This window comes from Bacillus sp. Nf3 (genome assembly GCF_003028545.1).
GTDB lineage: Bacteria > Bacillota > Bacilli > Bacillales > Bacillaceae > Bacillus > Bacillus safensis.
The window spans coordinates 50,012-72,291 of the sequence record NZ_PYUA01000003.1 but is presented as its reverse complement, the minus strand read 5'-3'; the positions used below and the strand labels follow the sequence as shown (position 1 = coordinate 72,291).

At 43.4% G+C, this 22,280-nt stretch carries 25 protein-coding genes, 1 riboswitch and 1 other annotated feature; of the genes, 5 read left to right on the top strand and 20 right to left on the bottom strand.

Annotation, left to right across the window (positions count from 1 at the left end; genetic code table 11):
- Positions 1–54: 54 nt before the first annotated feature.
- The 3 genes from C9414_RS09815 to purU form a co-directional block, all read right to left on the bottom strand.
- Complete coding sequence (locus C9414_RS09815; protein WP_107163550.1) at positions 55–1,302, bottom strand: glutamate-5-semialdehyde dehydrogenase; 1,248 nt, start codon at positions 1,300–1,302, stop codon at positions 55–57.
- Positions 1,303–1,314: 12 nt separating this feature from the next.
- Positions 1,315–2,412: a glutamate 5-kinase gene (gene proB / locus C9414_RS09810; RefSeq protein WP_041085058.1), complete on the bottom strand. Its 1,098-nt coding sequence runs from the start codon at positions 2,410–2,412 to the stop codon at positions 1,315–1,317.
- A gap of 55 nt (positions 2,413–2,467) precedes the next feature.
- Positions 2,468–2,686 (bottom strand) — a binding site (T-box leader).
- Positions 2,687–2,729: 43 nt separating this feature from the next.
- The gene (gene purU / locus C9414_RS09805; protein WP_039178002.1) at positions 2,730–3,632 is read right to left on the bottom strand and encodes a formyltetrahydrofolate deformylase; all 903 of its coding nucleotides are present in this window, start codon (positions 3,630–3,632) and stop codon (positions 2,730–2,732) included.
- A gap of 161 nt (positions 3,633–3,793) precedes the next feature.
- Here purU and C9414_RS09800 point away from each other — a divergent pair, with 161 nt between their 5' ends.
- Positions 3,794–3,979 (top strand): hypothetical protein, encoded by a 186-nt coding sequence (locus C9414_RS09800; RefSeq protein WP_107163549.1) that lies wholly within the window; start codon positions 3,794–3,796, stop codon positions 3,977–3,979.
- Between the two features lie 35 nt (positions 3,980–4,014).
- On the opposite strand, the gene C9414_RS09795 is transcribed toward C9414_RS09800, so the two are convergent.
- Together C9414_RS09795 and C9414_RS09790 are read right to left on the bottom strand one after the other, a co-directional pair.
- A complete protein-coding gene (locus tag C9414_RS09795; RefSeq protein WP_024424636.1) occupies positions 4,015–4,329 on the bottom strand; it encodes a DMT family transporter in 315 nt (104 codons plus the stop codon).
- Positions 4,326–4,655, bottom strand: coding sequence for a DMT family transporter (locus tag C9414_RS09790; RefSeq protein ID WP_047203028.1), 330 nt, complete (start codon positions 4,653–4,655; stop codon positions 4,326–4,328). The genes C9414_RS09795 and C9414_RS09790 overlap by 4 nt, the downstream gene beginning before the upstream one ends.
- A gap of 68 nt (positions 4,656–4,723) precedes the next feature.
- Positions 4,724–4,832: riboswitch (guanidine-I (ykkC/yxkD leader) on the bottom strand.
- 220 nt (positions 4,833–5,052) lie between these two features.
- Between C9414_RS09790 and C9414_RS09785 the strand changes: the two genes are divergently transcribed.
- The gene (locus tag C9414_RS09785; RefSeq protein ID WP_107163548.1) at positions 5,053–5,187 is read left to right on the top strand and encodes a YrzI family small protein; all 135 of its coding nucleotides are present in this window, start codon (positions 5,053–5,055) and stop codon (positions 5,185–5,187) included.
- Positions 5,188–5,376: 189 nt separating this feature from the next.
- Positions 5,377–6,420, top strand: a complete 1,044-nt coding sequence (locus C9414_RS09780) for a bifunctional transcriptional activator/DNA repair enzyme AdaA (protein WP_107163547.1) — start codon at positions 5,377–5,379, stop codon at positions 6,418–6,420.
- Positions 6,421–6,439: 19 nt separating this feature from the next.
- On the opposite strand, the gene C9414_RS09775 is transcribed toward C9414_RS09780, so the two are convergent.
- The 5 genes from C9414_RS09775 to C9414_RS09755 all read right to left on the bottom strand — a co-directional run bounded on the left by C9414_RS09775 (position 6,440) and on the right by C9414_RS09755 (position 9,323).
- On the bottom strand, positions 6,440–6,985 hold the full coding sequence (locus tag C9414_RS09775; RefSeq protein WP_107163546.1) for a GNAT family N-acetyltransferase: 546 nt from the start codon (positions 6,983–6,985) through the stop codon (positions 6,440–6,442).
- 18 nt (positions 6,986–7,003) lie between these two features.
- Entirely contained in the window at positions 7,004–7,492 is a 489-nt protein-coding gene (locus C9414_RS09770) for a small multi-drug export protein (protein WP_039177994.1), read from the bottom strand.
- A gap of 105 nt (positions 7,493–7,597) precedes the next feature.
- The gene (locus tag C9414_RS09765) at positions 7,598–8,356 is read right to left on the bottom strand and encodes an HAAS domain-containing protein (RefSeq protein WP_107163545.1); all 759 of its coding nucleotides are present in this window, start codon (positions 8,354–8,356) and stop codon (positions 7,598–7,600) included.
- Positions 8,357–8,360: 4 nt separating this feature from the next.
- Entirely contained in the window at positions 8,361–8,687 is a 327-nt protein-coding gene (locus C9414_RS09760) for a PadR family transcriptional regulator (protein ID WP_047203033.1), read from the bottom strand.
- 114 nt (positions 8,688–8,801) lie between these two features.
- Positions 8,802–9,323, bottom strand: coding sequence for an acyl-CoA thioesterase (locus C9414_RS09755; protein ID WP_008346212.1), 522 nt, complete (start codon positions 9,321–9,323; stop codon positions 8,802–8,804).
- 179 nt (positions 9,324–9,502) lie between these two features.
- Between C9414_RS09755 and C9414_RS09750 the strand changes: the two genes are divergently transcribed.
- Positions 9,503–10,384, top strand: coding sequence for a dimethylarginine dimethylaminohydrolase family protein (locus C9414_RS09750; RefSeq protein ID WP_107163544.1), 882 nt, complete (start codon positions 9,503–9,505; stop codon positions 10,382–10,384).
- A gap of 39 nt (positions 10,385–10,423) precedes the next feature.
- On the opposite strand, the gene C9414_RS09745 is transcribed toward C9414_RS09750, so the two are convergent.
- From C9414_RS09745 to proG, 10 genes are all read right to left on the bottom strand, one after another.
- The gene (locus tag C9414_RS09745; RefSeq protein WP_039177986.1) at positions 10,424–11,392 is read right to left on the bottom strand and encodes an ABC transporter ATP-binding protein; all 969 of its coding nucleotides are present in this window, start codon (positions 11,390–11,392) and stop codon (positions 10,424–10,426) included.
- A gap of 13 nt (positions 11,393–11,405) precedes the next feature.
- Entirely contained in the window at positions 11,406–12,299 is an 894-nt protein-coding gene (locus tag C9414_RS09740) for a C40 family peptidase (RefSeq protein ID WP_107163543.1), read from the bottom strand.
- Complete coding sequence (locus C9414_RS09735; RefSeq protein ID WP_107163542.1) at positions 12,299–13,378, bottom strand: mandelate racemase/muconate lactonizing enzyme family protein; 1,080 nt, start codon at positions 13,376–13,378, stop codon at positions 12,299–12,301. The genes C9414_RS09740 and C9414_RS09735 overlap by 1 nt, the downstream gene beginning before the upstream one ends.
- Entirely contained in the window at positions 13,375–14,316 is a 942-nt protein-coding gene (locus C9414_RS09730; RefSeq protein ID WP_107163541.1) for a S66 peptidase family protein, read from the bottom strand. The genes C9414_RS09735 and C9414_RS09730 overlap by 4 nt, the downstream gene beginning before the upstream one ends.
- A 116-nt stretch (positions 14,317–14,432) precedes the next feature.
- The gene (locus C9414_RS09725; protein WP_107163540.1) at positions 14,433–16,055 is read right to left on the bottom strand and encodes a peptide ABC transporter substrate-binding protein; all 1,623 of its coding nucleotides are present in this window, start codon (positions 16,053–16,055) and stop codon (positions 14,433–14,435) included.
- Positions 16,055–17,065: an ABC transporter ATP-binding protein gene (locus tag C9414_RS09720; RefSeq protein ID WP_047203040.1), complete on the bottom strand. Its 1,011-nt coding sequence runs from the start codon at positions 17,063–17,065 to the stop codon at positions 16,055–16,057. The genes C9414_RS09725 and C9414_RS09720 overlap by 1 nt, the downstream gene beginning before the upstream one ends.
- A gap of 7 nt (positions 17,066–17,072) precedes the next feature.
- Positions 17,073–18,035, bottom strand: coding sequence for an ABC transporter permease (locus C9414_RS09715; protein WP_058838943.1), 963 nt, complete (start codon positions 18,033–18,035; stop codon positions 17,073–17,075).
- The gene (locus C9414_RS09710; protein WP_039177974.1) at positions 18,032–18,967 is read right to left on the bottom strand and encodes an ABC transporter permease; all 936 of its coding nucleotides are present in this window, start codon (positions 18,965–18,967) and stop codon (positions 18,032–18,034) included. Before C9414_RS09710 ends, C9414_RS09715 begins: the two co-directional genes overlap by 4 nt.
- An 18-nt stretch (positions 18,968–18,985) precedes the next feature.
- Positions 18,986–19,810, bottom strand: coding sequence for a M55 family metallopeptidase (locus C9414_RS09705; RefSeq protein ID WP_107163539.1), 825 nt, complete (start codon positions 19,808–19,810; stop codon positions 18,986–18,988).
- 189 nt (positions 19,811–19,999) lie between these two features.
- A complete protein-coding gene (gene proG / locus C9414_RS09700; protein ID WP_107163538.1) occupies positions 20,000–20,824 on the bottom strand; it encodes a pyrroline-5-carboxylate reductase ProG in 825 nt (274 codons plus the stop codon).
- Positions 20,825–20,992: 168 nt separating this feature from the next.
- Between proG and C9414_RS09695 the strand changes: the two genes are divergently transcribed.
- Complete coding sequence (locus tag C9414_RS09695) at positions 20,993–22,279, top strand: S1C family serine protease (RefSeq protein ID WP_107163537.1); 1,287 nt, start codon at positions 20,993–20,995, stop codon at positions 22,277–22,279.
- Position 22,280 lies beyond the last annotated feature (1 nt).

Sequence of the window (22,280 nt, the reverse complement as noted above, 5' to 3'; positions counted from 1 at the left end):
CAAAAATGAAAGGAAAAAGAGAGCCTGTTGTCACAAGACTCTCTTTTGAATTCGTTATTCTCTTATTTGTCCTTGACCACGAATGACAAATTTTTCAGACGTTAAGGCCGGCAGCCCCATTGGCCCTCTTGCATGAAGTTTTTGTGTACTAATACCTATTTCTGCTCCATAGCCAAATTCAAAGCCATCTGTGAAACGAGTAGAGGCATTATGATAAACAGCGGCAGCATCGACCGCTGTTAAGAAAAGGGCTGCATGCTCATCATTTTCCGTAATGATCGCTTCAGAGTGCTTTGAGCTATATGTTTGAATATGCTGAATCGCTTCTTCTATGTTTTTTACGATTTTAATACTGACAATCGGTGCTAAAAACTCCGTTGCATAATCCTCCGTTGTCGCTAAGGCAGCACTAGGAGCAAGCGCGCAAACGGCTCCATCACCGCGTATTTCTACCCCATTTGATTGAAGGGCTTCAAATAACGAAGCACCGTATGTTTTTGCCCAAGTTTCATGAATGACAATGCTCTCAATCGCATTACAAACAGATGGTCTTTGGGTTTTGGCATTCAGCACAATCCGCTCAGCCATTTCGTTTTTCGCTGTTTCATCAATGTAGATATGACAATTTCCTGCACCTGTCTCAAGCACCGGCACAGTAGACTCTCTCACTACAAGATCAATTAAATTCTTCCCTCCGCGCGGAATGAGGACATCCAGGTATTCATTTAAGGTGAACAGCGTTTTCGCCGTTTCACGGCCAGTATCTTCAATCAATTGCACACTGTCTACTGGAATATCCGTCGTATGAAGCGCTTCATGAATCACCTTTACAATCGCTTTATTACTATGAATAGCAGATGAGCTTCCGCGCAGAATAACAGCATTCCCAGTTTTCAAGCAAAGGGTCGCAGCATCGACTGTCACATTTGGTCTTGCTTCATAAATCATACCAACCGTTCCAAGCGGTACACGGACCTTTTCAATGAATAGACCGTTTTCTTTTTGAATGGTTTCTAACGTTTCACCAATTGGGTCTTTTAGCTGAATGAGTTGAAGAGTCGCGTCTGCAATGGCTTCAATTCTCTCTTCCGTGAGTGTGATCCGGTCAATGACAGATGGCGTGAACTGCTTTTCCTCAGCCGCTTGAACATCCTTTTGGTTCTCCTCTATTAAATAAGCTGAAGATGCTTTTAGTGCACTCGCAATGGCGTGCAGGGCAGCATTTTTTTGTTCCGTCGTTTTTAGAAGCAACTGATCTTTAGCTACACTTGCTTTTTTTGCTTTTTCAAGAACTTCATTCATCATATTCCCTCCTCAGTTTTGTACATGCTGTACCCAGTGATCTCGGTGTATGACCTCAGGCTTCTCTTTTGAAAGCTCGTCACTTCGCATTCCTTTAATGCCAAGAAGCTCATCGGATGCGTACAAGGTTTGTCCCTTACCAACTAATCCATTTGGCCCGACGACTTCTACAACCTCTCCTTTAGAAAAGTCACCAGCGACATCAATGACTCCTGCCGGAAGAAGGCTTCTGCCATTATGCAAAATCGCCGCTTCCGCTCCTGCATCAATCATGATCTTTCCAGAGACCGGTGAGTGGAATTGAATCCATTGACGGCGGTTGTTCACGGCTGATAAATCCTGTTCACCGATATACGTTCCGTCACCTTGACCCGCAAGAATGCGAAGCAGCTTGTCTTCCCCAGTGCCTGTGCCAATGAATACTTTCACACCAAGTGAAAGTGCCGTTTGTGCAGCAGACAGCTTCGATTTCATTCCGCCTGTGCCAACCTTTGAACCAGTGCTCTTTGCATATGAAAACAATTCTTCTGAAATGTGAGTCAGGACATCAAACCGCTTCGCCTCAGGATGCTCATTTGGATTTGCATCATAAATGCCATTGATGTCTGTTAATATGATCAATTGGTCTGCATGGATTAATCCACTGACAAGAGCTGACAGCATGTCATTATCCCCAAAGGTAAGCTCCTCGATGGAAACTGAATCATTTTCGTTTATGATCGGCAAAATCTTTCTTTCCAGCAGCTCCATCATCGTTGCGTAAGCATTTCGATATCTCGTTCGATCTGAAAAGTCATTACGTGTTAAAAGCATTTGAGCAGGTGTCATGTGAAACTGTGAAAAAAGCTCTGTATATTTTTGCATTAACAAGCCCTGACCAACGGCAGCGGCTGCCTGTTTCCCCTTTAAGGTCACAGGTCTTGATGGATAGCCTAGGCTTCCAAATCCTGCCGCAACGGCTCCTGATGAAATTAAAATGATTTCATGCCCTGCTTCTTTGAGCTTTGCTATGGCTCTTACATGATCCTGCATCTTTTGTTCATCAATGGCTCCTTTTTGCTCTGTTAATGAACTGCTGCCAATTTTTATGACGATCCTTTGCTTTTTCATCCTTGATTCCCTCCGCTATACCTTTAGGCACAAAAAAATCCCTTTTTCTCCTTATGTAAAGGACGAAAAGGGATTTTCCGTGGTACCACCTTCATTGAATAAGCATGCGAAATGCTTATTCCACTCAACTCCTGTAACGCCAGGCACGCGCTTAGATTTTTCCTCTAAGGCTCAAAGGGCAGGTTCAGCAGCTGTCTGCGGCAAATGTTTCAGCATATCATTTGCTCTCTTTACGCATCAGTTCCTGCTTACTATTCCTTTTCAACGCTCGTTAATTTTTTTATATTATCACCAATTGCTAAAGAAAAGTCAAGCGGTCAATTAAAGACAATCGTTTTATTCTCATGAACAATAATTCGATCTTCCAAGTGCCATTTGACAGCACGTGCAAGCACACTGCGCTCAATTGTCCGGCCAATATTTTTTAGGGCTTCCGCATCATCCCGGTGATCTACACGCTCAATATCTTGTTCAATGATCGGTCCTTCGTCTAAATCATTGGTCACATAATGAGAAGTCGCACCAATTAATTTGACGCCTCGTTCATATGCCCGCTTGTATGGGTTTGCACCAATAAACGCTGGCAGGAAGGAATGATGAATATTAATGATTTTATTCGGATGCTCTTCAATAAATTTAGGCGTTAAAATTTGCATGTATCGAGCAAGCACAACGGCATCAATGTCGTACTTTTCTAATAGAGCAAGTTGCTGTTTTTCTGCCTCTTGACGAATGTCTTTATTCGCCTTCACAAAATGGAATGGGATGCCGAGTGCTTCGACCGTATCCTTTGCCGTTTCATGATTGCTGATCACAACTGCGATTTCAGCCATTAAATTTCCGCTTTGCCATTCCCATAGAAGTTCATTTAAACAATGAAGCTCTTTCGATACAAAGATCGCCAGCTTTTTCAGATCACTTGCACGTGACATACTCCATGTCATTTGAAATGATGCGGCAATTGGCTCAAAACTATTTTTCAACTGATCTAAGTTGGCCGAAATGTCTTTCCAATCAAATTCAATTCTTAAAAAGAAACGGCCGCTTTCATGATCTGTTGTGTATTGGCTGGATTCAATGATGTTCGCTCCGTGCTCAAATAAAAAGGAAGAAACAGCTGATACAATACCAGGCTGATCCGGGCAGCTGACAAGCAGTCTGCCTTTTTGCTCGTGCTTTTGTCTGTGTAATTCAAGTTTCTCTGTAATCAATGTTCTCATGTATCATGACCTCATTTACGTTTTCATTCTAATGAAATATTATACTGGACTGGAAAGAGAAAAAGCAATGAAGAGTCCATTTTTTATTGAATATTCATTCAATTCTGCACCTAGCGTGATATAATGTGAGTAGACCTTTTATCACAAAAGGAGTGATGGAGATGAAAAGCATGACTTTGTTTGGTAAAGTGAGCTTTTGGCTCGGCATCGTATGTCTAATCACAGGTATTTATCTATTTATGACCGGTGAGAGACTCATTCCTTTGCTCACATTTGGTATCTGTTTTCTGCTTGTGAGTCAGCTTTACCGAAAAAATGAAAACGATTCCAATCATCATTCGATGTAATAAAAAAGGCTGGCAGACAGATGCCAGCCCTTTTCTTATTCAATAATCTTTAAACCGACCGCCGCAGATAAAATCAATGCGATAAAGAAAATACGTTTTGCGTCTTTCGACTCACCATAAAACAGCATGCCGACAATGGCTCCTCCAGCAGCTCCAATACCTGTCCAAATGGCGTACGCCGTTCCCATCGGAATTGTATTCATCGCAAGAGAGAGCATGAGAAAGGACAGCGAAAATCCAGCTGCAATAAATAAAATCCATTTGACATGCCGGTCTTTCTGGAATTGATTCATCATGGTGACACAAAGCATTTCTAAAATGCCTGCCCCAATGAGTAAAAGCCAGCTCATGATTCAGTCTCTCCTTTCTTTTCTCCTGTGGTCAGTTTGAGCCCTAATACACCGCTTAAAAGCACCATGATTAAAAGTAATTTCACTAGCTGTACCGGCTCCCCCATGACCATACCTACTATGACAGTACCTGCTGTCCCAAGTCCGGTAAAAACGGCATAAAGTGTGCCAACTGGCAGTACAGTCGTAGCTTTCAGGAGTAAATAAAAGCTGACGACAATACAAACGATGGTTGCGGCCCATTCCAATAAAGAGTCAGCATATTTCAATCCCATCACCCAGCCGACTTCAAAGATCGCCGCAATCAAGACATTTCCCCATTTCATTAGATCCCTTCCTTTCTGAACGATTCCAACCAACAAAAAAAAAGCCTGGAAATCGATCGTTTGATCAAATCTCCCGGGCTTTTATCCCTCCGTGTCATACGGTCTATTGTCTAGACCCTATGTGTTTTCTCTCGGTCCAGACTGCGCCACCCGCACGGAACCCTAGAAAACCAATTCATGATAAGCAGATCTGACTTAGAGCAGATTCTGTGTCAAAATTGTATCACACCCCTAAATACTGGTCTATCACTTTGCTTTACTCTACCAAATATACTTGTTCATTTTTCGAAAGAATTTTTATGGGACCGCCGTATACTAAGTGTTAGAAACAGGTTAACTGATCAAGAAGATTTACGGGCTGTTTCGCGTGCTGCGGACTGAAGGGAAATGAGCATATATGACAATCCATTTATTTTTTATCACATTGACGATCAAGCGTAAATACAAGGACATGGAGACCATACTTTACGAACAAGAAGTTGAAGCATTTTATGAAGAAATGAAACAGAAGCAGCTAAAGTATATGAACTAAAACAGGAGGAGATCGACATATTTATCATGCTTTCATACGAGAAAGAAGATTCATTCCGCCTTCCTTAAAGCGCGGGTACGGGTACGGCAACGATCACATCGCTGATATAATGAAATAAGATTGATGTGATGAACGTTCAACTTTAAAATACTGAAAAACATTTTATAGAAAATCAAGAGGTGGATTCATATGATGATGACCGATGAACAAAAACATGAATTTTATCAAGCACTTGTTGACAAGAATCCGCAATATGACGGCACATTCTTTGCCTGTATTAAGACAACCGGCATCTTCTGTCATGCCACATGTACGGCCAGAAAGCCCAAATATGAAAACTGTGAGTTTTTCTTTACAGCGGAGGAGGCACTGCTGGCAGGGTATCGCCCATGCAAACGCTGCACACCATTAACATACCCTAACAGTATTCCTGAAGAAGTCAAAACACTCGTTTCAGCAGTAGAAAAAAATCCTGAGAAACGCTGGAAGGAAGAGGACTTCCGTCAATTAGGGATTCACTCTGCCACAGCTCGAAGAAAGTTTAAAGACATTTACGGCATGACCTTTGTTCAATATGCAAGATCACGCCGAATGGGACTTGCCTTTAAAGAAATTTTGAACGGAAAAAAAGTAATCGATCAGCAGGTCACCTTCGGCTATGAATCTTCAAGCGCCTTCAATGATGCATTTACGAAAATCATGGGAAATCCCCCTAAAAAAGCGCAGATTCACATTCTCTATGCTAATTTTATTTCCACACCGATCGGGCGGATGATCAGCGTGACAGATGCCACACATGTGTATTTACTGGAGTTTATGGACAGGCGGGGACTCGAAAAAGAAATTGAAACATTAAGAAAGAAGCATCATGCCCGTATTTTAGTTGGAGAAACAAACGTCCATCAGCAATTAGCAAAGGAATTGGCCTTATATTTTGAGAAAAAGCTGACCAAGTTTACTGTACCCCTTTCCTTACATGGCACCCCTTTTCAAATGAAGGTGTGGGAGCAGCTCTCACTCATTCCATCAGGGGAAACGAGATCCTATCGTGATCTAGCCACGAGACTTGGCGATCCGCATTTGGTTCGTGCCGTTGGTAATGCAAATGGTGCGAATCAATTGGCGATTATCATTCCTTGCCACCGCGTGATTCAAACAAATGGTGAACTTGGAGGCTACGGCGGGGGAATTGAACGAAAGAAATATTTGCTTCAGTTAGAACAACGTGCATAAAAGAAAAAAACGGCTCTGCTTATTCAGTAAGCGAGCCATTTTCTCCGTCACGGGTGATGCTGTATACATCAATGATTTGGTCCCATTTTGAAATGGTTTTTTCTTTTTTCATGCCCATTTTTAAAGCAACCTTCACCGACGCTTCATTCTCAGGACGTATTAAGCTGATCATCCGTCTGACCTTCATTTCTTCAAATCCATAAGTAAGGCAGCCTTTGGCAGCCTCAGCAGCATAGCCATTCCCCCACGCCGCTTTCTTTAGCATATAGCCGATCTCAAGTTCGGTTTGCCCTTCAATGTTTTGCAGAACAATTCCGCTTTGTCCAAGTCGTTCATTTGTTTCTTTATCTTCAATGATCCATAGCGAGGTGTGGTACGTGCGGTCATTTTTTTGATTCCATGCAATCCACTCTTTTGTCTGCTGTTCATCCTTCAAAGAAGGATAATACTTCATCACTTCTTCGTCTTGAAACAGCTCGTCATATAAAAATGACGCATCATGTTCATTCATCGTTCTCAGTTTCAGGCGCTCTGTTTCTAGTACTGTTCTTGTTTGATATGACATTGATGATCCTCCCTTTTTTTACTTGCTAAAAATATCTCCGAACAACCCATTTGAATCTGGGGCAAAGTAATGGAAGCCCGCACCAGTTAAACTAGCAGCCAGCGCTGTCCACATCATTAAGCTGACGGTCATCCACACAGCGACTTGCTTTCTTTTCGTTCCAAAGCTCATGCACATCAGGGCCGCTAAATGACTGCCGATGATAAAAGGACCAATGAGCGCTAATCCAGGCAGACCGTATCGTTCCCAAATTTTTCTCGCCCGCAGCTGCTTTTTCTCTCCTTTTTCATCACCTTTCTCTTCCTTTCTCTTTAACCACCATGCTTTAAACCGGTCCACAAACACAATGAGGAACAAGACTGTGAGAAAGTTGCCGATGAATCCAATCACAGCTGTTGTCACAGGATGCAGTCCACTTAAGATTGCGAATGGAACGACACCAATCACTTCAAAAAAAGGCAAAGCAGCCAATACAAAAACGAGTACATACCCCCATACGATATCCAAAAACAGAACCCCTTTTCATTTTTGTCCTCTCCCCATTGTAATGAAAAACACAATTCTATTTCTACATTTTTTTAGAAAAAGAAAAGCACATCTGATCGGATGTGCTCAGTTTACATTCGTATTTTCATTTTTCTTATTTGCCCGGCGCAGGACAATGAGCATAAGCCCTATTAAAACCACAATAGACAGCAGACTTTGCAGTAAAATCACACTTGGTGACGTCCAGCCAATCCATTCGAATATGAGCTGCGGTCCGAAAAAGATGAGCGGAATCAATGAAACGACATTCGCCTTTAAGATTGCATTGAATACAACGATACATAGCAACATAAGCAGAATGACGCCCCATCTTTGTCCTGAAGTAAGTACAAGTAATGGCGTGCCAAGTTTTTGATCCAAAAGTTTGATTGTCACCATTGCTGTCAGCTGAAAAATTCCTAATATCCAAAAGTAGAGAAATATCCGGCTGCTTGTTTGAAAGGTGGTCGCTCTAAACATCACAATGATCATGATAACATTGGCCACTAAAACGATTGGATATCCAATCAAAGCAAACCAAGAATACGATAAACTTTGACTGATTGCATCTGCTAACATCATGTAAAAAAGTGACCCAATTAAAAAAGCACTGACAAACGGCACCCAGTCTTTATGATTTCCTGACAGCTCTTTTGAGAGTTCATCAGCATAGCTCCGCGGATCTCCGCCGAACACATCCTCTCCTGTTTTGCCGTCTTTTTCAGCCTCAACTGCATGTGTGGTCAATTCGTCCATCAGCTCATCAATCTCATCCTGATTTTTTCCCTTTGATATGAGATAAAGTTGCAGCTCTAGTAGAATGTGTCGTGTTTCTTTTGATACCATAATCTCACTTCCCTTTTAGTAATAAGCAGTTTACATTTTTCGAAAGCTCATTCCAGCGGGCAATAAACTGTGTGAGCGCTTGTTCCCCCGCTTGTGTGAGCGTATAGTATTTCCTTTTCGGCCCGCTTGCTGACGCTTTTGTGACAGTGGTCACCAGCTGTTCCTTTTGCATTCGTAGCAAAATTGGATAGATACTGCCTTCACTTATTTGATCAAACCCATAATGCGCGAGCTTCTTCGTCATTTCATACCCATAAATTTCACCCTCAGAAATAATCGACAGCAGACAGCCTTCTAAAATCCCTTTTAGCATTTGTGTGGATGTTGTCATGATAGTTCCTCCGATTCCAGTACCTTGCATCACAAGATAGCTTCATCTTACCATACACTATCTTGCCATGCAAGATACCGTACTAGAAAAAAATCACCGCTTAAAGGGTGATTTTTACGCCCAAGGTTTATCTGTCCCAAGTGCGTCAGCAAGCGCCTTACTATGTTTTCGGCGGCTTTTTCTTTCCTCTGCCCGCTGCTTCGCTGTTTGATGAAGCATGATCTCTTCTTCTGTTTCCGGCATCACCTGCGGGACTCGTTTAGGCTTTCCGTTTTCATCTAATGAGACAAATGTCAGAAATGAAGTCGCTGCGAGCCTGCGTTCTCCAGACATCAAGTTTTCTTTAATGACTTTGACGAACACTTCCATAGAAGACGTGCCGACCCATGTGACATAGGATTCCAAGCATACGGACTCCTTTTGTCCAATCGGCTCTAAAAAGTCAACAGAATCCATTGAAGCTGTGACCGTTTCACTGCGGCTGTGTCTTGCTGCCGAGATAGAGGCAATGTCATCTATATAGCTCATTAATTTCCCGCCAAATAACGTTTGGTGGTTATTCGTATCGAGAGGGAATACCCTGCTGGTTTTAACAACTTTCGATTCCTTGCAGTATTTGAAATTCTCTTCACTCATCATCATAGCTCCTTCTTGCTGTTTTCGTAGATGCGGAACGACTTTTATTAAACACTATTCTTTTAGGTTTGTCTAAACTTTTTGCTTTAGTCTTATGTGAGAGATTTTCTTTCGGAAATGTTTCAACCATGACAAGAAGAAGGAATAATAGAACTATGAACGAACAAGGAGGCCATTTGATGGATTCGATGAGAGCAGAGCAATTATACAAAATGCCGCAATGCATGAGTGAATACGACGATTTAGAAGAAGTTCTTTTATGCAGTCCTATTTATATGGAAATCAAACAAATTATCAACGAAACACAGAAACATTTTGCGAAAGAAAATATTTCTCAAATGAAAGCAGTCGCTCAGCATAAGCAATTGATCCAAACACTTAAAGATCATCAAGTACGGCCCATCCTGCTCCCAGCGAATGACCGCTTCCCTGAGCAAGTCTTCACTCGGGATATTGGGTTTACGATTGGACATACACTGTTTGTTTCAAAGATGGCCGCTCCGGTTCGGCAAGGGGAAGAACAATGTCTAAAAGAGTGGGCACAGGCAAACGGGTTATCAGCTGTCACCTTGACAGACGGAACGATTGAAGGCGGCGATGTGCTTGTGGATCAGAACCGTGTGTTTGTTGGCACGAGCAAAAGAACTAGTCCAGCCGCTATCTACCAGCTCAAAAAGGAACTGCCGGATCACGACATCATTCCAATTCACCTTCCTCCTCACATTTTGCATCTCGATTGTGTGATGAATATTCTGTCTCATGACGAGATATTCATTTATCCTGAAGCGTTCAAGCAAAAGGATCTCCAGCTGCTCAAAACGTATTATCATTTTGTTGAAATCAGTGAACAAGAGCAATTCACACTTGGACCAAATGTTTTATCCATTGGGCAGAAAAAAGTGATCAGCTTGCCAAGCAACCAAGAAACAAATGCTGCATTAATCGCTCACGGGTACACCGTTATTGAAGTGGACTTTTCTGAAATTATTAAATCTGGCGGCTCGTTCAGATGCTGCACATTACCTATTCGGCGTTCATCTATTAAAAAAGCCAGCGTGTAGAACAGCTTGTCTACTTGCTGGCTTTTTATCTGGCTTGTCCTATTTTCTATTATATAAATGACAGGCGACTTCATGTCCTTCTTCCACTGCTTGTAATACTGGCTTTTTTTCAGCACACACATCCATCGCGGCAGGACATCTTGTTCGAAATACACAGCCGCTTGGCGGGTTCACTGGACTTGGAATTTCTCCTTTTAGAATAAACCTTTTGCGCTTGTCCTCTACGTCAGGATCTGGAATGGGGATGGCAGACAGTAAGGCTTGTGTATATGGGTGAAGCGGTGTTTGATATAATGCATCACTCGTCGTCAATTCAACGAGATGGCCTAAATACATGACACCGATTCGGTCGCTAATATATTTCACCATCGACAAGTCATGTGCGATAAAAAGAAAAGTTAATCCTTCGTCTTTTTGCAGTTTCTTCAGCAGATTCACGACCTGCGCTTGAACGGAGACGTCTAATGCAGAAATCGGCTCATCTGCCACAATAAACTTTGGCGCTAACGCAAGTGCTCTTGCAATGCCGATTCTCTGCCTCTGTCCTCCGCTAAATTCGTGCGGATAGCGGGTGGCAAAATCATAGCTTAACCCTACCGCTTCGAGCAGTTCTTTTACGCGGGCAATCCTTTTCTTTTGACTGCCATAAAGCTGATGAATCTCCATTGGCTCCAGCATAATATCTTTTACTGACAGCCTCGGATTTAAGGAGGAATACGGATCTTGAAAGACCATTTGCATTTGCCGGTTGAAATCAAATGATTCTTTTTTAGAAAGGTGGTGAAGACTTTTCCCTTCATATAAGGCTTCACCATCTGTTGGTTCATAAAGACGCATGAGCACTTTCCCAAGTGTGGATTTGCCGCAGCCAGATTCACCAACGAGACCAAAGGTTTCACCTTGTTTCAGCTGAAAAGAGACACCATCCAGCGCTTTTAACGTTCTCCCTTTTGATAGGTGAAAATGTTTTTTGAGGTTGTTTACTTGTAAAAGTGGTTCAACTGTCATGATCGCTCCTCCTCTAGCTTGGTAAATACCGCCTTGCACCTGCCCATTCCTTTTCATACGAAGTACCAAAAAGGGAAAGAAGCTCAATTTGTCTGCCCGTTTTAGGCGAATGAAGCATCTTCCCGTCCCCAGCGTATATCCCTACATGGCGGACCGCTCCCTTTCCGTTTTCATTTGCAAAAAACAGCAAGTCGCCTGGTTCTAAATGGCTTGATGTCACCGGAGTTCCCTGAACTGCTTGGTCACTTGCGTCTCTCGGTAAAAGATATCCACATGCTTTGTACATGCTGTAAGCAAACCCTGAACAATCATATCCAAAACTGCTCATGCCTCCCCATAAATACGAAAGACCAATAAATTGCTTTCCTGCGTCTACGACATCTTTGCCAGTTGCAGAGAAAGCTTGCGAAACCGGGCGCACATCCGCTTTGTTGATTTCTCTCATACCTACTGGGGTCACAACTTGAAATTGATCATCTGTTTCTTTGGCTGCTGCCAGCTCTGTTAAAAAACTAATCTCCATATCGGGTTCCCCGTTTTGATAGAGCGTGGCTTTTTTCTGACAAACGATCAGAGATGCTGCTGACGCACTTCCCTCTGTTACTTGGATTAATTGCTCAGCAGGTATATAGCCTGGATAGCCTTGCGGATGTTTCCGGCTGGCCTGCTGCGGTATGACAACTTTCATCCAGCCATCTATCTCTTCTAATCCAATCACTCGCCCGCCGAGCAGTACTTGAGATTGAATCAAATTTTCTTCACATAAAGCCAACTTTTCTTCATATGTTTGCTGGTCAATCCACTCTTTGATATTGATGGAGTCCTGAAGTACCTTTTGATCGATTTCTCTCGGAGACTGCGGCGCTGTCCATACGTTAGCGACTGGAACCTTCGATTCATATATCATCACGAGACTCCTTTCACCCCTTGAATGCCTAACCCATGATCGATCGGTAAAAATATGTCTTTTCCTTTGTACACGATTCCTCCGTCTATCATGTCTTCTTTCAGCATAAGCGGGGCATCAAAATCGCAGCGGGTGATATTTGGCTGACTTGCGGCGAAATGTGCCGCTGCTGTAATGCCAAGCTTTGACTCAATCATACTGCCAACCATGCAATGAACACCGTAAGCTTCAGCGAGTGCATTGATTTTTAGTGCTTCTTTTATGCCGCCGGATTTCATTAGTTTTAAGTTGATGAGATCACAGCTTCTCGTTTCAAGCACCTTGATTGCATCATGAAAACTAAAAATGCTTTCGTCCGCCATAATCAATGTATCAGTTGCTTCTGTCACTCGGCGCAGACCTTCGATATCTTCTTTCGGCACTGGCTGTTCTACTAATTCAATATTCAGTGCTTCCATTTTTCGAATGGCTGTGATCGCTTCCTTCCACGTCCATCCTTGGTTTGCGTCGAGCCTGATCTGAATGTCCGGCCCGATTTTTTCTCGAATCCGCTTGATCCTCTGAATATCCGTGTGTATGTCATCTTTCCCCACTTTCACCTTTAACGTCTGAAAGCCTTCGGCTGCGTATTGTTTCGCATCTTCTGCCATCTCGAGCGGACGGTTTACACTGACCGTATAGTCGGTTTCGAGCTGATGACGATATCCGCCAAGGTATTGATAAAGCGGAAGTCCTGCCTGCTTTGCTAACCCATCATAAATGGCCATATCGATTGCTGCCTTTGCGCTTGTGTTGCTTGCGAGCACACGGTTCATAGCAGAAAAGATTTGTTCATACTCTACCAAGGAAGCCCCGAGCAAAATGGGTCTGATCACTTCACAGATGGCATAGTCGATGCTTTCCAGCGTTTCTCCTGTAATCACTGACGTGGGAACTGCCTCTCCGTAGCTGACGTCACCTTGATCATATATGATGATGACGATCAGAGATGCTGCGTCATACACCGTTCTTAAAGCGGTTTTGAAAGGCTTTTTTAGCGGTACACTCGTTCTGCATGTACGAACATCGACGATTTTCATTTGATCGCCTCTTTCGCTGCGACGCCTGGAGAAATGTGCAGTTTTTTCCCCGCCGCATCTAGTGCAGCCTGCACGCCCATTGGAATGGCAAAGTTCGGTGATGAATGACCGATCCGAAAGCCGCCGAGTGCAGGTTTCTTTTGCGACACAATATAGGTTTCCCACAGCTGTTCCAAGGTTAAGGATTGGTCTTTCTTTTTTGGTTCACATTGATGAAAATCTCCAATGATAAATCCAGCCGCATCATCCAATTTTCCAGCAGAGGTGAGGTGCTGCATCATGCGATCGATTTTATACGGCTCTTCGTCAATATCTTCAATGAACAACAGCTTTCCCTTCGTATCAATTTCAAAAGGTGTACCAAGTGTTGTCACGATGAGGGCAAGATTCCCTCCTATGATGTCACCTGAAGCGGTGCCAGGGTAGAAGGTATGAAGAGGTGACAAGTGATGCGTATACGTAAAGGCCTTCGGCGTGAACAGCTGCAAAAAGGTATCCTTCGTATACGGATGAACCTCTTTAAGTCCTACATCAGAAGAAAGCATTGGTCCATGAAAGGTCACAAGGCCGGTCTGCTGCTGGATGGCCGTATGTAAAAACGTAATGTCACTATAACCCCAAAAGATTTTCGGATTCCGGCGAATGAGATCATAGTCAATGGCTTCCGCAAGTCTTCCAGTTCCGTACCCTCCGCAAGCACAAATAACTGCTTTGACTTCTGGATCTTGAAACATGCCATGAAGATCTTCCACTCTTTCATGATCACGCCCCGCTAAATACCCGTACCGAGAATCGAGAAACTTCCCTTTTTTCACCTTCAGCCCGAGGCTTTCTAAAAAGGCAATTCCTTTTGCTAATTTCAATTCATCAGGCGGGCTTGCTGGTGCAATAATCCCCACCGTATCCCCTGTTTGAAGTGCCGCTGGCAGCTGGTTCATGCCAATCCCCTCTTTCTCTTTGTTTCTTTCAATCTATGGGCATCTTCTCCATAACATGAACGAATAAAGGAACAGACGCTTTTGTTCAAAGCGTCCGTGTTCCTCATTCCCTTCAATTACTCTCCATCTACTTGCGCCCATTTCAAATCGATATACCCAACAGGATGGCGGACAATCCCCTTCACGCCCTCTTTTTGTAAATGGACTTGGTTATAAAAATGAATTGGAATGATCGGTGCTTCTTCCATGAGAAGTGCCTCTGCCTCATGAAGGGTGCTATTTCTCTTTTGTTCATCTGCTTCCTGGCTCGCCTTTTTAATCAGCTGATCATAGGTGTCGTTTGACCATCCCGTCCGGTTCATCGCATTCCCTGTTTGGAAGCTCTCTAGGAAATTGATCGGATCTGCATAGTCTGCTAAAAATGAACTTTGCGAGAATTGGAATTTCAGCGCCTTTTGATCTTCTGCAAATACATTGGCTTCCATGTTTGCAAGCTTCACATCTACACCCAGCGCTTCTTTTAATTGCTGCTGGATGGCTTCAGCTTTTTTCTTGTTCTCAGGCTTTGTGCTATATGTTAATGTGACGGGCGGCAGCTTCGAATAGTTCTCTTCTTTCAGCCCTTTTTCTAATAGCTTCGCAGCTTCACTCGTATCTTGTTTGACAAGATCGCCGCCAGCTTCTCTGAAATCTTCACCCTTTGAATCTAGAATTCCCGGTGAAACGAAGGCGCGGGCAGGCTTCTCTTTATTCTTTGTTACATAATCCACGATATCTTGCGGATTGGTCGCCATTTGAAAGGCTTTGCGAATGTTCTTATTTTGAAAAGGTTCCATGTTCACATTCAGACGATAAAAGAACAGTCCTGCCTGATCTTCAATGTGCACATCTTTATTTTTCAGCAAATTTTCACTTTGTTCTGCTGGGACGAAGGCAGTATCTAAATCTCCCGATTGATACATTTGATAATCAGTGTTGCGATCACTGATCATCAGCCACTTCACCTGGTCCAGCTTAACTGATTTTTTGTCCCAATATGTCTCACTTTTTTCCATAGTGAAGCTCTCATCATGCTTCCATTCTGTCAGCTGAAACGGTCCATTCCCAACAAAAGTTTTGGCATCCTTTGCCCAATTTGGGTCCTTCTCAGCTACCTTCTCATTAACAGGGAAAAAGGCAGGGTTTGCGGTCATATTTAAGAATGACTTCTGCGGGTATGCCAGTGTGACTTTTAGCGTTTTGTCATTTTCAGCACTGACTTTTACGTCCTCTTTCTTTCCCTTTCCGCTGTTAAATGCCTCTCCGCCTTCAATCATGTAAGCTAAGAACGATGCAGAGGAGCCTGTTTTCGGATCGAGCAGACGCTTCCACGCATATTCAAAATCACTCGCTTTCACTGGATCACCATTCGACCACTTGATACCATCTCTTAAATGAAACGTGTACGTTTTTCCATCCTCTGAAATCTCCCATTTTTCAGCCATTGCAGGAGATGGTTCGTGCTTTTCATTCAGTCTCGTTAATCCTTCCATTAAGTTATTCAGCCCTTGCCACGATACATTATTAAAACCAATCGGCGGGTCAAATGACGTCGGTTCGTTTTCGTTATTTAAGGTTAATATTTTCTTTTCACCCTTGTTACTTGATGATCCTTTACCTGCTTGCTCATTCGCTGTACATCCTGCGAGCAGCATGATGATGAACAAACAAACACTGATGATCCACCCTTTTTTCCTCATCAAAAACTCCCCCTTTGTGTTGAAGATAAAATCGCTTGGTTCGCTCGCTCATCCTGGAGCCAGCAATGCACTGTATGAGTAGGTGACCGCTGCGTTTCATGCGGCATGATATGATCACACACTTTCATGGCCACCGGGCAGCGATCGGTATACGGACAGCCCTTTGGCGGAGCAAATAAATCAGGCGGGCTTCCCTCAATCGGAATCAGTTCATCTTTCATATCAAGTCTTGGAACGGATTGCAGAAGCCCTTTAGTATAAGGATGCTGCGGACTGTAAAAAATATCTCGCCTTGTTCCTACTTCAACCATTTTCCCTCCGTACATGACCGCTACCCGGTCAGCAACTTGGGCTACGACCCCTAAGTCGTGTGTGATTAAAATAATGGTGACACCTGTTTTCCTCTGAATCTCTTTAAACAGTTCTAAAATTTGTGCCTGTATGGTCACATCCAGCGCGGTCGTCGGTTCATCTGCGATCAGCACCTTTGGCTCACAAATCAGTGCCATTGCAATCATAAGCCGCTGCCTCATTCCCCCGCTGAATTGGTGCGGGTATTGCTTTAATCTCTCCTTCGGCTGCGGAATACCAACCAAATCAAGCATCTGTACGGCGGCTTCTTTCACTTCTTTTTTCGTCAGCTTTTGATGTTCCTTCGCTGCTTCCATCAGCTGATCTCCTATTGTCAAGGTTGGGTTGAGTGCCGTCATCGGATCTTGGAAGATCATCGAGATATCGACACCTCTTATGGCGCGCATTTCTTTTTCAGATAATGACAGCAAGTTGCGGTCTTGAAACCAGATTTCTCCCTGATCAACATGCGCGCTGTATGCAGGCAGAAGCCTCATAATACTTTGTGATGTCACACTTTTTCCGCAGCCTGATTCTCCTACAATGGCTAAGGTTTCTTTTTCATAAACATCGACATTCACTCCGCGCACTGCTTGAACTGAACCGCCGTATGTCCGAAAGCTGACGTGCAGATTGATAATTTGCAGAACTTTTTTCACAGCACCATCACCTCTTCATCTTTGGATCAAGCGCATCTTGCAAGCCATCACCTAAATTGTTAAAGCAAAACATCGTGAGTGAAATAAAAAATGCCGGGAAAAATAAACGCCACCAATGTCCATTGTCTGACAGCACAGTCGGCAAAGCATCATTAGCCATCACGCCCCAGCTTGCAAACGGCGCTTGAATACCTAAACCGAGAAAGCTTAGGAACGCTTCAGCAAATATCGCGGTCGGCACAGTCAGGGTCATCTGGACGATAATCGGCCCCATCGTATTCGGCAGAAGGTTGCGGCGAATGATCCGCAGGCTTTTGGCACCAAAGGTTTTTGAGGCAAGGACATATTCCTGGCCTTTCAGCTGAAGAACCTGACCTCTCACAATTCTTGCCATTCCAATCCATCCGGTGACAGTGAGCGCTACAATAATGGTGACAAGCCCTGGTCCCATGAGCACCATCAATAAAATGACGACAAGTAAATAAGGAAGTCCGTAGAGCACCTCGACAATCCGCATCATGATATGGTCATAGCGTCCGCCTTTATAGCCGGCTATGCCCCCATAAATCACACCGATGGCAAAATCAATCAGGGCTGCCATGACACCCACAAATAACGAAATGCGTGCTCCGTACCAAGTACGTGTAAACACATCTCGCCCAAGCTCATCTGTTCCGAACCAGTGAGCAGCAGAGGGCGGCAGATTTTGCATCGAAAGACGCTGCTCTGTCACACTATTTGGCGCAAGCAATGGGCCTAAGATTGCCATGACAAAAAGAAAAATCAGGACCGATAGACTAAACATCGCAAGCTTATTTTGCTTCAGCCGCCTCCATGTATCAGCCCAATAGGAAAGAGAGGGTCTTTTAATGGCATGGGCTTCCGTTTTCTTTTGCTCTCGAGGAGAAAACCATTCGTCCGGGACTTCAGGATGCCTGTTCGGTGGATCATGCTGAAGGTGTATACTCATGCCTTTCCTCCTTTCTGATGCAGCTGAATCCTCGGATCAAGGAGACGATACGCCACATCAACAATGAAGAGAAGTGTGATTAAAATAATGCTGTAAAAAACAGTGGTTCCCATGATGACAGGATAATCACGGTTGTTAATGCTCTCGACAAAGTATTTTCCCATTCCAGGAATGGCAAATATTTTTTCAATGACAAAACTTCCTGTTAAAATACTTGCGACAAGTGTTCCAAGAATGGTCACAACGGGTAAAAGTGCATTCCGAAGCGCATGCTTAAATACAATTTTTAAGGGAGAAAGTCCTTTTGCTTTGGCGGTACGGATATAGTCTTGCGACAGCACTTCAATCATGCTCGATCTCGTTAACCTGGCGATAATGGCCATTGGCCCGACAGCAAGGGCGATTGTAGGCAGCACCATATGCATTGGACTTGTCCACATCGCTGTAGGAAAGAGCTTCAAATTGACAGCAAGCTGCTGAATTAATAAGGTAGCAAAGATAAAGTTTGGAATGGATATACCGAAAACAGCAATGGTCATAGCGATGTAATCAATCAAACCATTATGCCGGAGGGCAGCCATGACCCCTAGCAGAATGCCAGAGATGACAGCAATCAATATTGAGATAAGACCAAGTTCTAATGAGACTGGGAAGCCTCTCGCCAATAGATCATTGACACTTTCAGAAGGCTTTTTAATGGAAGGACCAAAATCAAAGGTAACAATGGATTTTAAATAGATGACATATTGAACATAGAGTGGTTCGTCTAAGTGATAGTAGCTTTCGAGGTTTCGCTGGACGGTTTCGTTTGTATTTCGTTCTTCATTGAAAGGCGATCCTGGGATGACCTTCATTAAAATAAACGTTAAAGTCGTAATCGTTAAGATCGTGGCAATCATCGCAATAAAACGCTTGAGCAAAAAGCTGGCCATCTACTGTCTCCCCCTCGCTTAACAAAATGTTGTACGTGCGGCAAGCTCTGTCATGACAAGCATCGCTTGATAGGCTTCTAATATATTCTCTGCTTGGTACGTTACCATTGTTGTTCCTTCTATGATGGCAGTACCCGGCATTAAATTCGCCCATTCAGCTTGTCCATAGTTGGCAAACTCAATCTTAAGCAGCGGCTGATCAGGAGGCGTCAGCGGCTTCATTTGATCAATCTGTTTCATCGCGGCTTCCACTTGCTGCGAGATTTGTTTATTGACTTTGGCAGGAGGTAAGCATTTCACAGCAGATCTTGAGATGGTCTCTTTCACCGCTACTGTTTTCACACCAGGCATCAGCTTTTCTGCCTCTAGTGCTGCTTGATCATCCCCGCAAACAAGAATCACTGGAACACCATAGTAGCCTGCAACATACGCATTAAAGCCCATTTCACCAATTGGATGATCATTTATGTAAAAATGTCTGACCCCAAAAATCATACTGTGCGACATCACACCTTTCATTGATGCTCTTGCATGATAGCCTAAAAAAACAGCTGCATCATAGGTTTGATCCAACCCTTGCACCATTGAATAAGGCTTTACATCACCTGATATGAGAACTACCTCTTCATGCAGTTCTTCGATCAAAAGATTATTCATTTTAGAATGACTGTCATTCACCAAAATGTCGGTGGCACCATGCTGGATAAGCGCCTCTACACAGGCGTTCACTTCACCTGTCATAATGCGTCTGCCCCGCTCATAGTTATGCTGGCGTGAATCAACAAATGTATGATCAGCTAGACCAGTAATTCCCTCCATATCGACAGATAGATAGAGCTTCATTCCCATCCCCCTTTAATTAAACATAAAATTTGTGTATATTTTTCTAAATTTTCTAAAAAATTATATGAGAACTTGATTGATTTTTCAATACAATGTCTGAAAATAAGGAATTTAGACTCAGATAATACAGGTCAAAAGACTATTTCAGAAAGGATTTTTTTAACAAATAAAACACCACTAACTATGTCTTTAGTGGTGTTTATCCGCTTCATTAATCTGCGATTTCAGCTGTTCATATTTCTTCATGGTTTGTGTAAATAAATCATCAAACATCTGAGGTGCCTGCTGTTGAATGACCTCAGCACCTTCTCCTGTAATTCCCCCTTTTGTCGCCACTCTATCGACAGTTTCAGCAAAGGTGAGACCTCGTTCTACAAGGATCTGGCCTGTCCCTAAAAGGGCATACGTTAAAAACTCATTCGCTTCCTCTAAGGAAAGATCACTATTTCTCACAGCGGCTTTCGCCATTTCTTCAAACAGAGCAGCAATAAAACCAGGAGATGAGCTTGTCAAATTGCTTGCCGCATCAAACCGGTCTTCCTCTACCTCCCTGACGATGCTAAAAGCTGAAAGCAGACGGTGTAAACGTTCTTTGTTCTCACGCCCTGCGGCTACACCATGTGCAACAAGGGATACGCCTGTGCCAACAGCTGACGTGAGTGTTGGGATGTATCTAGACACTGGCTGTGTTGTATGTGCTTGTAACTTTTCTAATGTCACAGCTGCTGCTACTGACACAATATGTACCGCTTTCGCTTTAGATGGTAGCTGATCTAGAACATCTAATACAGCAAGCGGCGGCACGCAGACAAACAATGTATCACATGACGCAGAAAGTTCGTCTAATGAACAAATGTTGATTTCTTGGTGCTTTTCTTTAAGCTGATGCAGGCGTTCCGTTTCACTTCTTGTATGGATCATGATTTGATGAGCATCAAGTATCCCATTTTCAAGCCACTTTTGCACCATCATATCAGCCATACTTCCATATCCAATAATTCCGATTGTCTCCACAGTTTAAACTCCTCTATTTGCTAAGATTCACTACTTATTTTAACAATTTCCCACAATGTTTTCATTTTTATCCCACACTTTTTTCTTACGATAAAATCAGTCACCACCACATACGGTAAAACACCTTGAACACATACATGAAAAAATCAATGAAAGAGAGTGATTCGGATGACTCACAAAGATGACAAAGAAACTATTGAACAACCTCAAAAACAGAAGAAGCCAAATGGCTGGTTTAAACCATTCGTCAGCGGTGTTGTGGGCGGTATATTAGCGTTAGGTGTCTACGTTCTTACGCCGTATGCTCAGCATTCATCAGACAGCACTGCAAATGATTCGGCAGCGAAAACAGAAGCAGTATCGACAAATCACACGAATTCGTCAAAAACAACAGCCGTCCAAACATCAAATTCATCAAACAGCATTTCCAGCATGGTCGAAAATGTATCACCAGCAATTGTCGGCATTACAAACTACCAAGCACAAACTCAAACAGACACGAGCTTTGGCGATTTCAGTAACCCTTTCGATGAATCACAGCAAAACAAAAGCAGTCAAGAGGAAAAAACCGGTACAGGCTCAGGAGTGATTTTCAAAAAATCAGGCAATAAAGCCTATATCTTAACAAACAACCACGTCATTGAAGGGGCAAATAAACTAACTGTATCCTTACATGATGGCAAAACCATTGAAGGAAAACTGGTCGGAGCTGATCCGCTCACTGACTTAGCCGTTGTGGAAATTAGCAGCAGTCATGTGACAAAGGTTGCGGCATTAGGCAATTCCTCCTCACTGCGTGCTGGAGAAACTGTCATCGCAATCGGAAACCCGCTTGGTGAAGATCTTTCAAGAACGGTGACACAAGGAATTGTCAGCGGTGTCGACCGAACAGTCTCTATGAACACATCAGCAGGCGAAAGCAGCATTAATGTCATTCAAACAGATGCAGCCATTAACCCAGGTAACAGCGGCGGCCCGCTTCTGACGACAGACGGAAAGGTTGTGGGGATCACGAGTATGAAAATCTCTGAAACAGGTGTGGAAGGCATTGGGTTCGCGCTGCCAATCAATGATGTCAAACCAATCGCTGATCAGCTTCTCGCAAAAGGAAAAATTGAACGTCCATATATCGGCATCAGCATGCTGGATCTCGAACAAGTTCCAGATGTGTATCAGAAAGAAACACTCGGACTTAAAAGCAGTCAGCTCGATCAAGGCGTGTATGTCAAAGAAATCGCCGCTGGCTCACCTGCCGCCAAAGCAGGCTTAAAGTCAGAGGATGTCATTACCGCCATCAATGGGAAACAAATCAAAACTGGTAGCGAATTACGTCATGAGCTATACACGAATGCAAAAGTAGGAGACACTGTAAGCATCACCCTCATTCGAAACGGAAAACAAGAAACGAAACAGGTCACATTAACACAATCTGAATCTAAGCAAGTCAGTTCCTAAT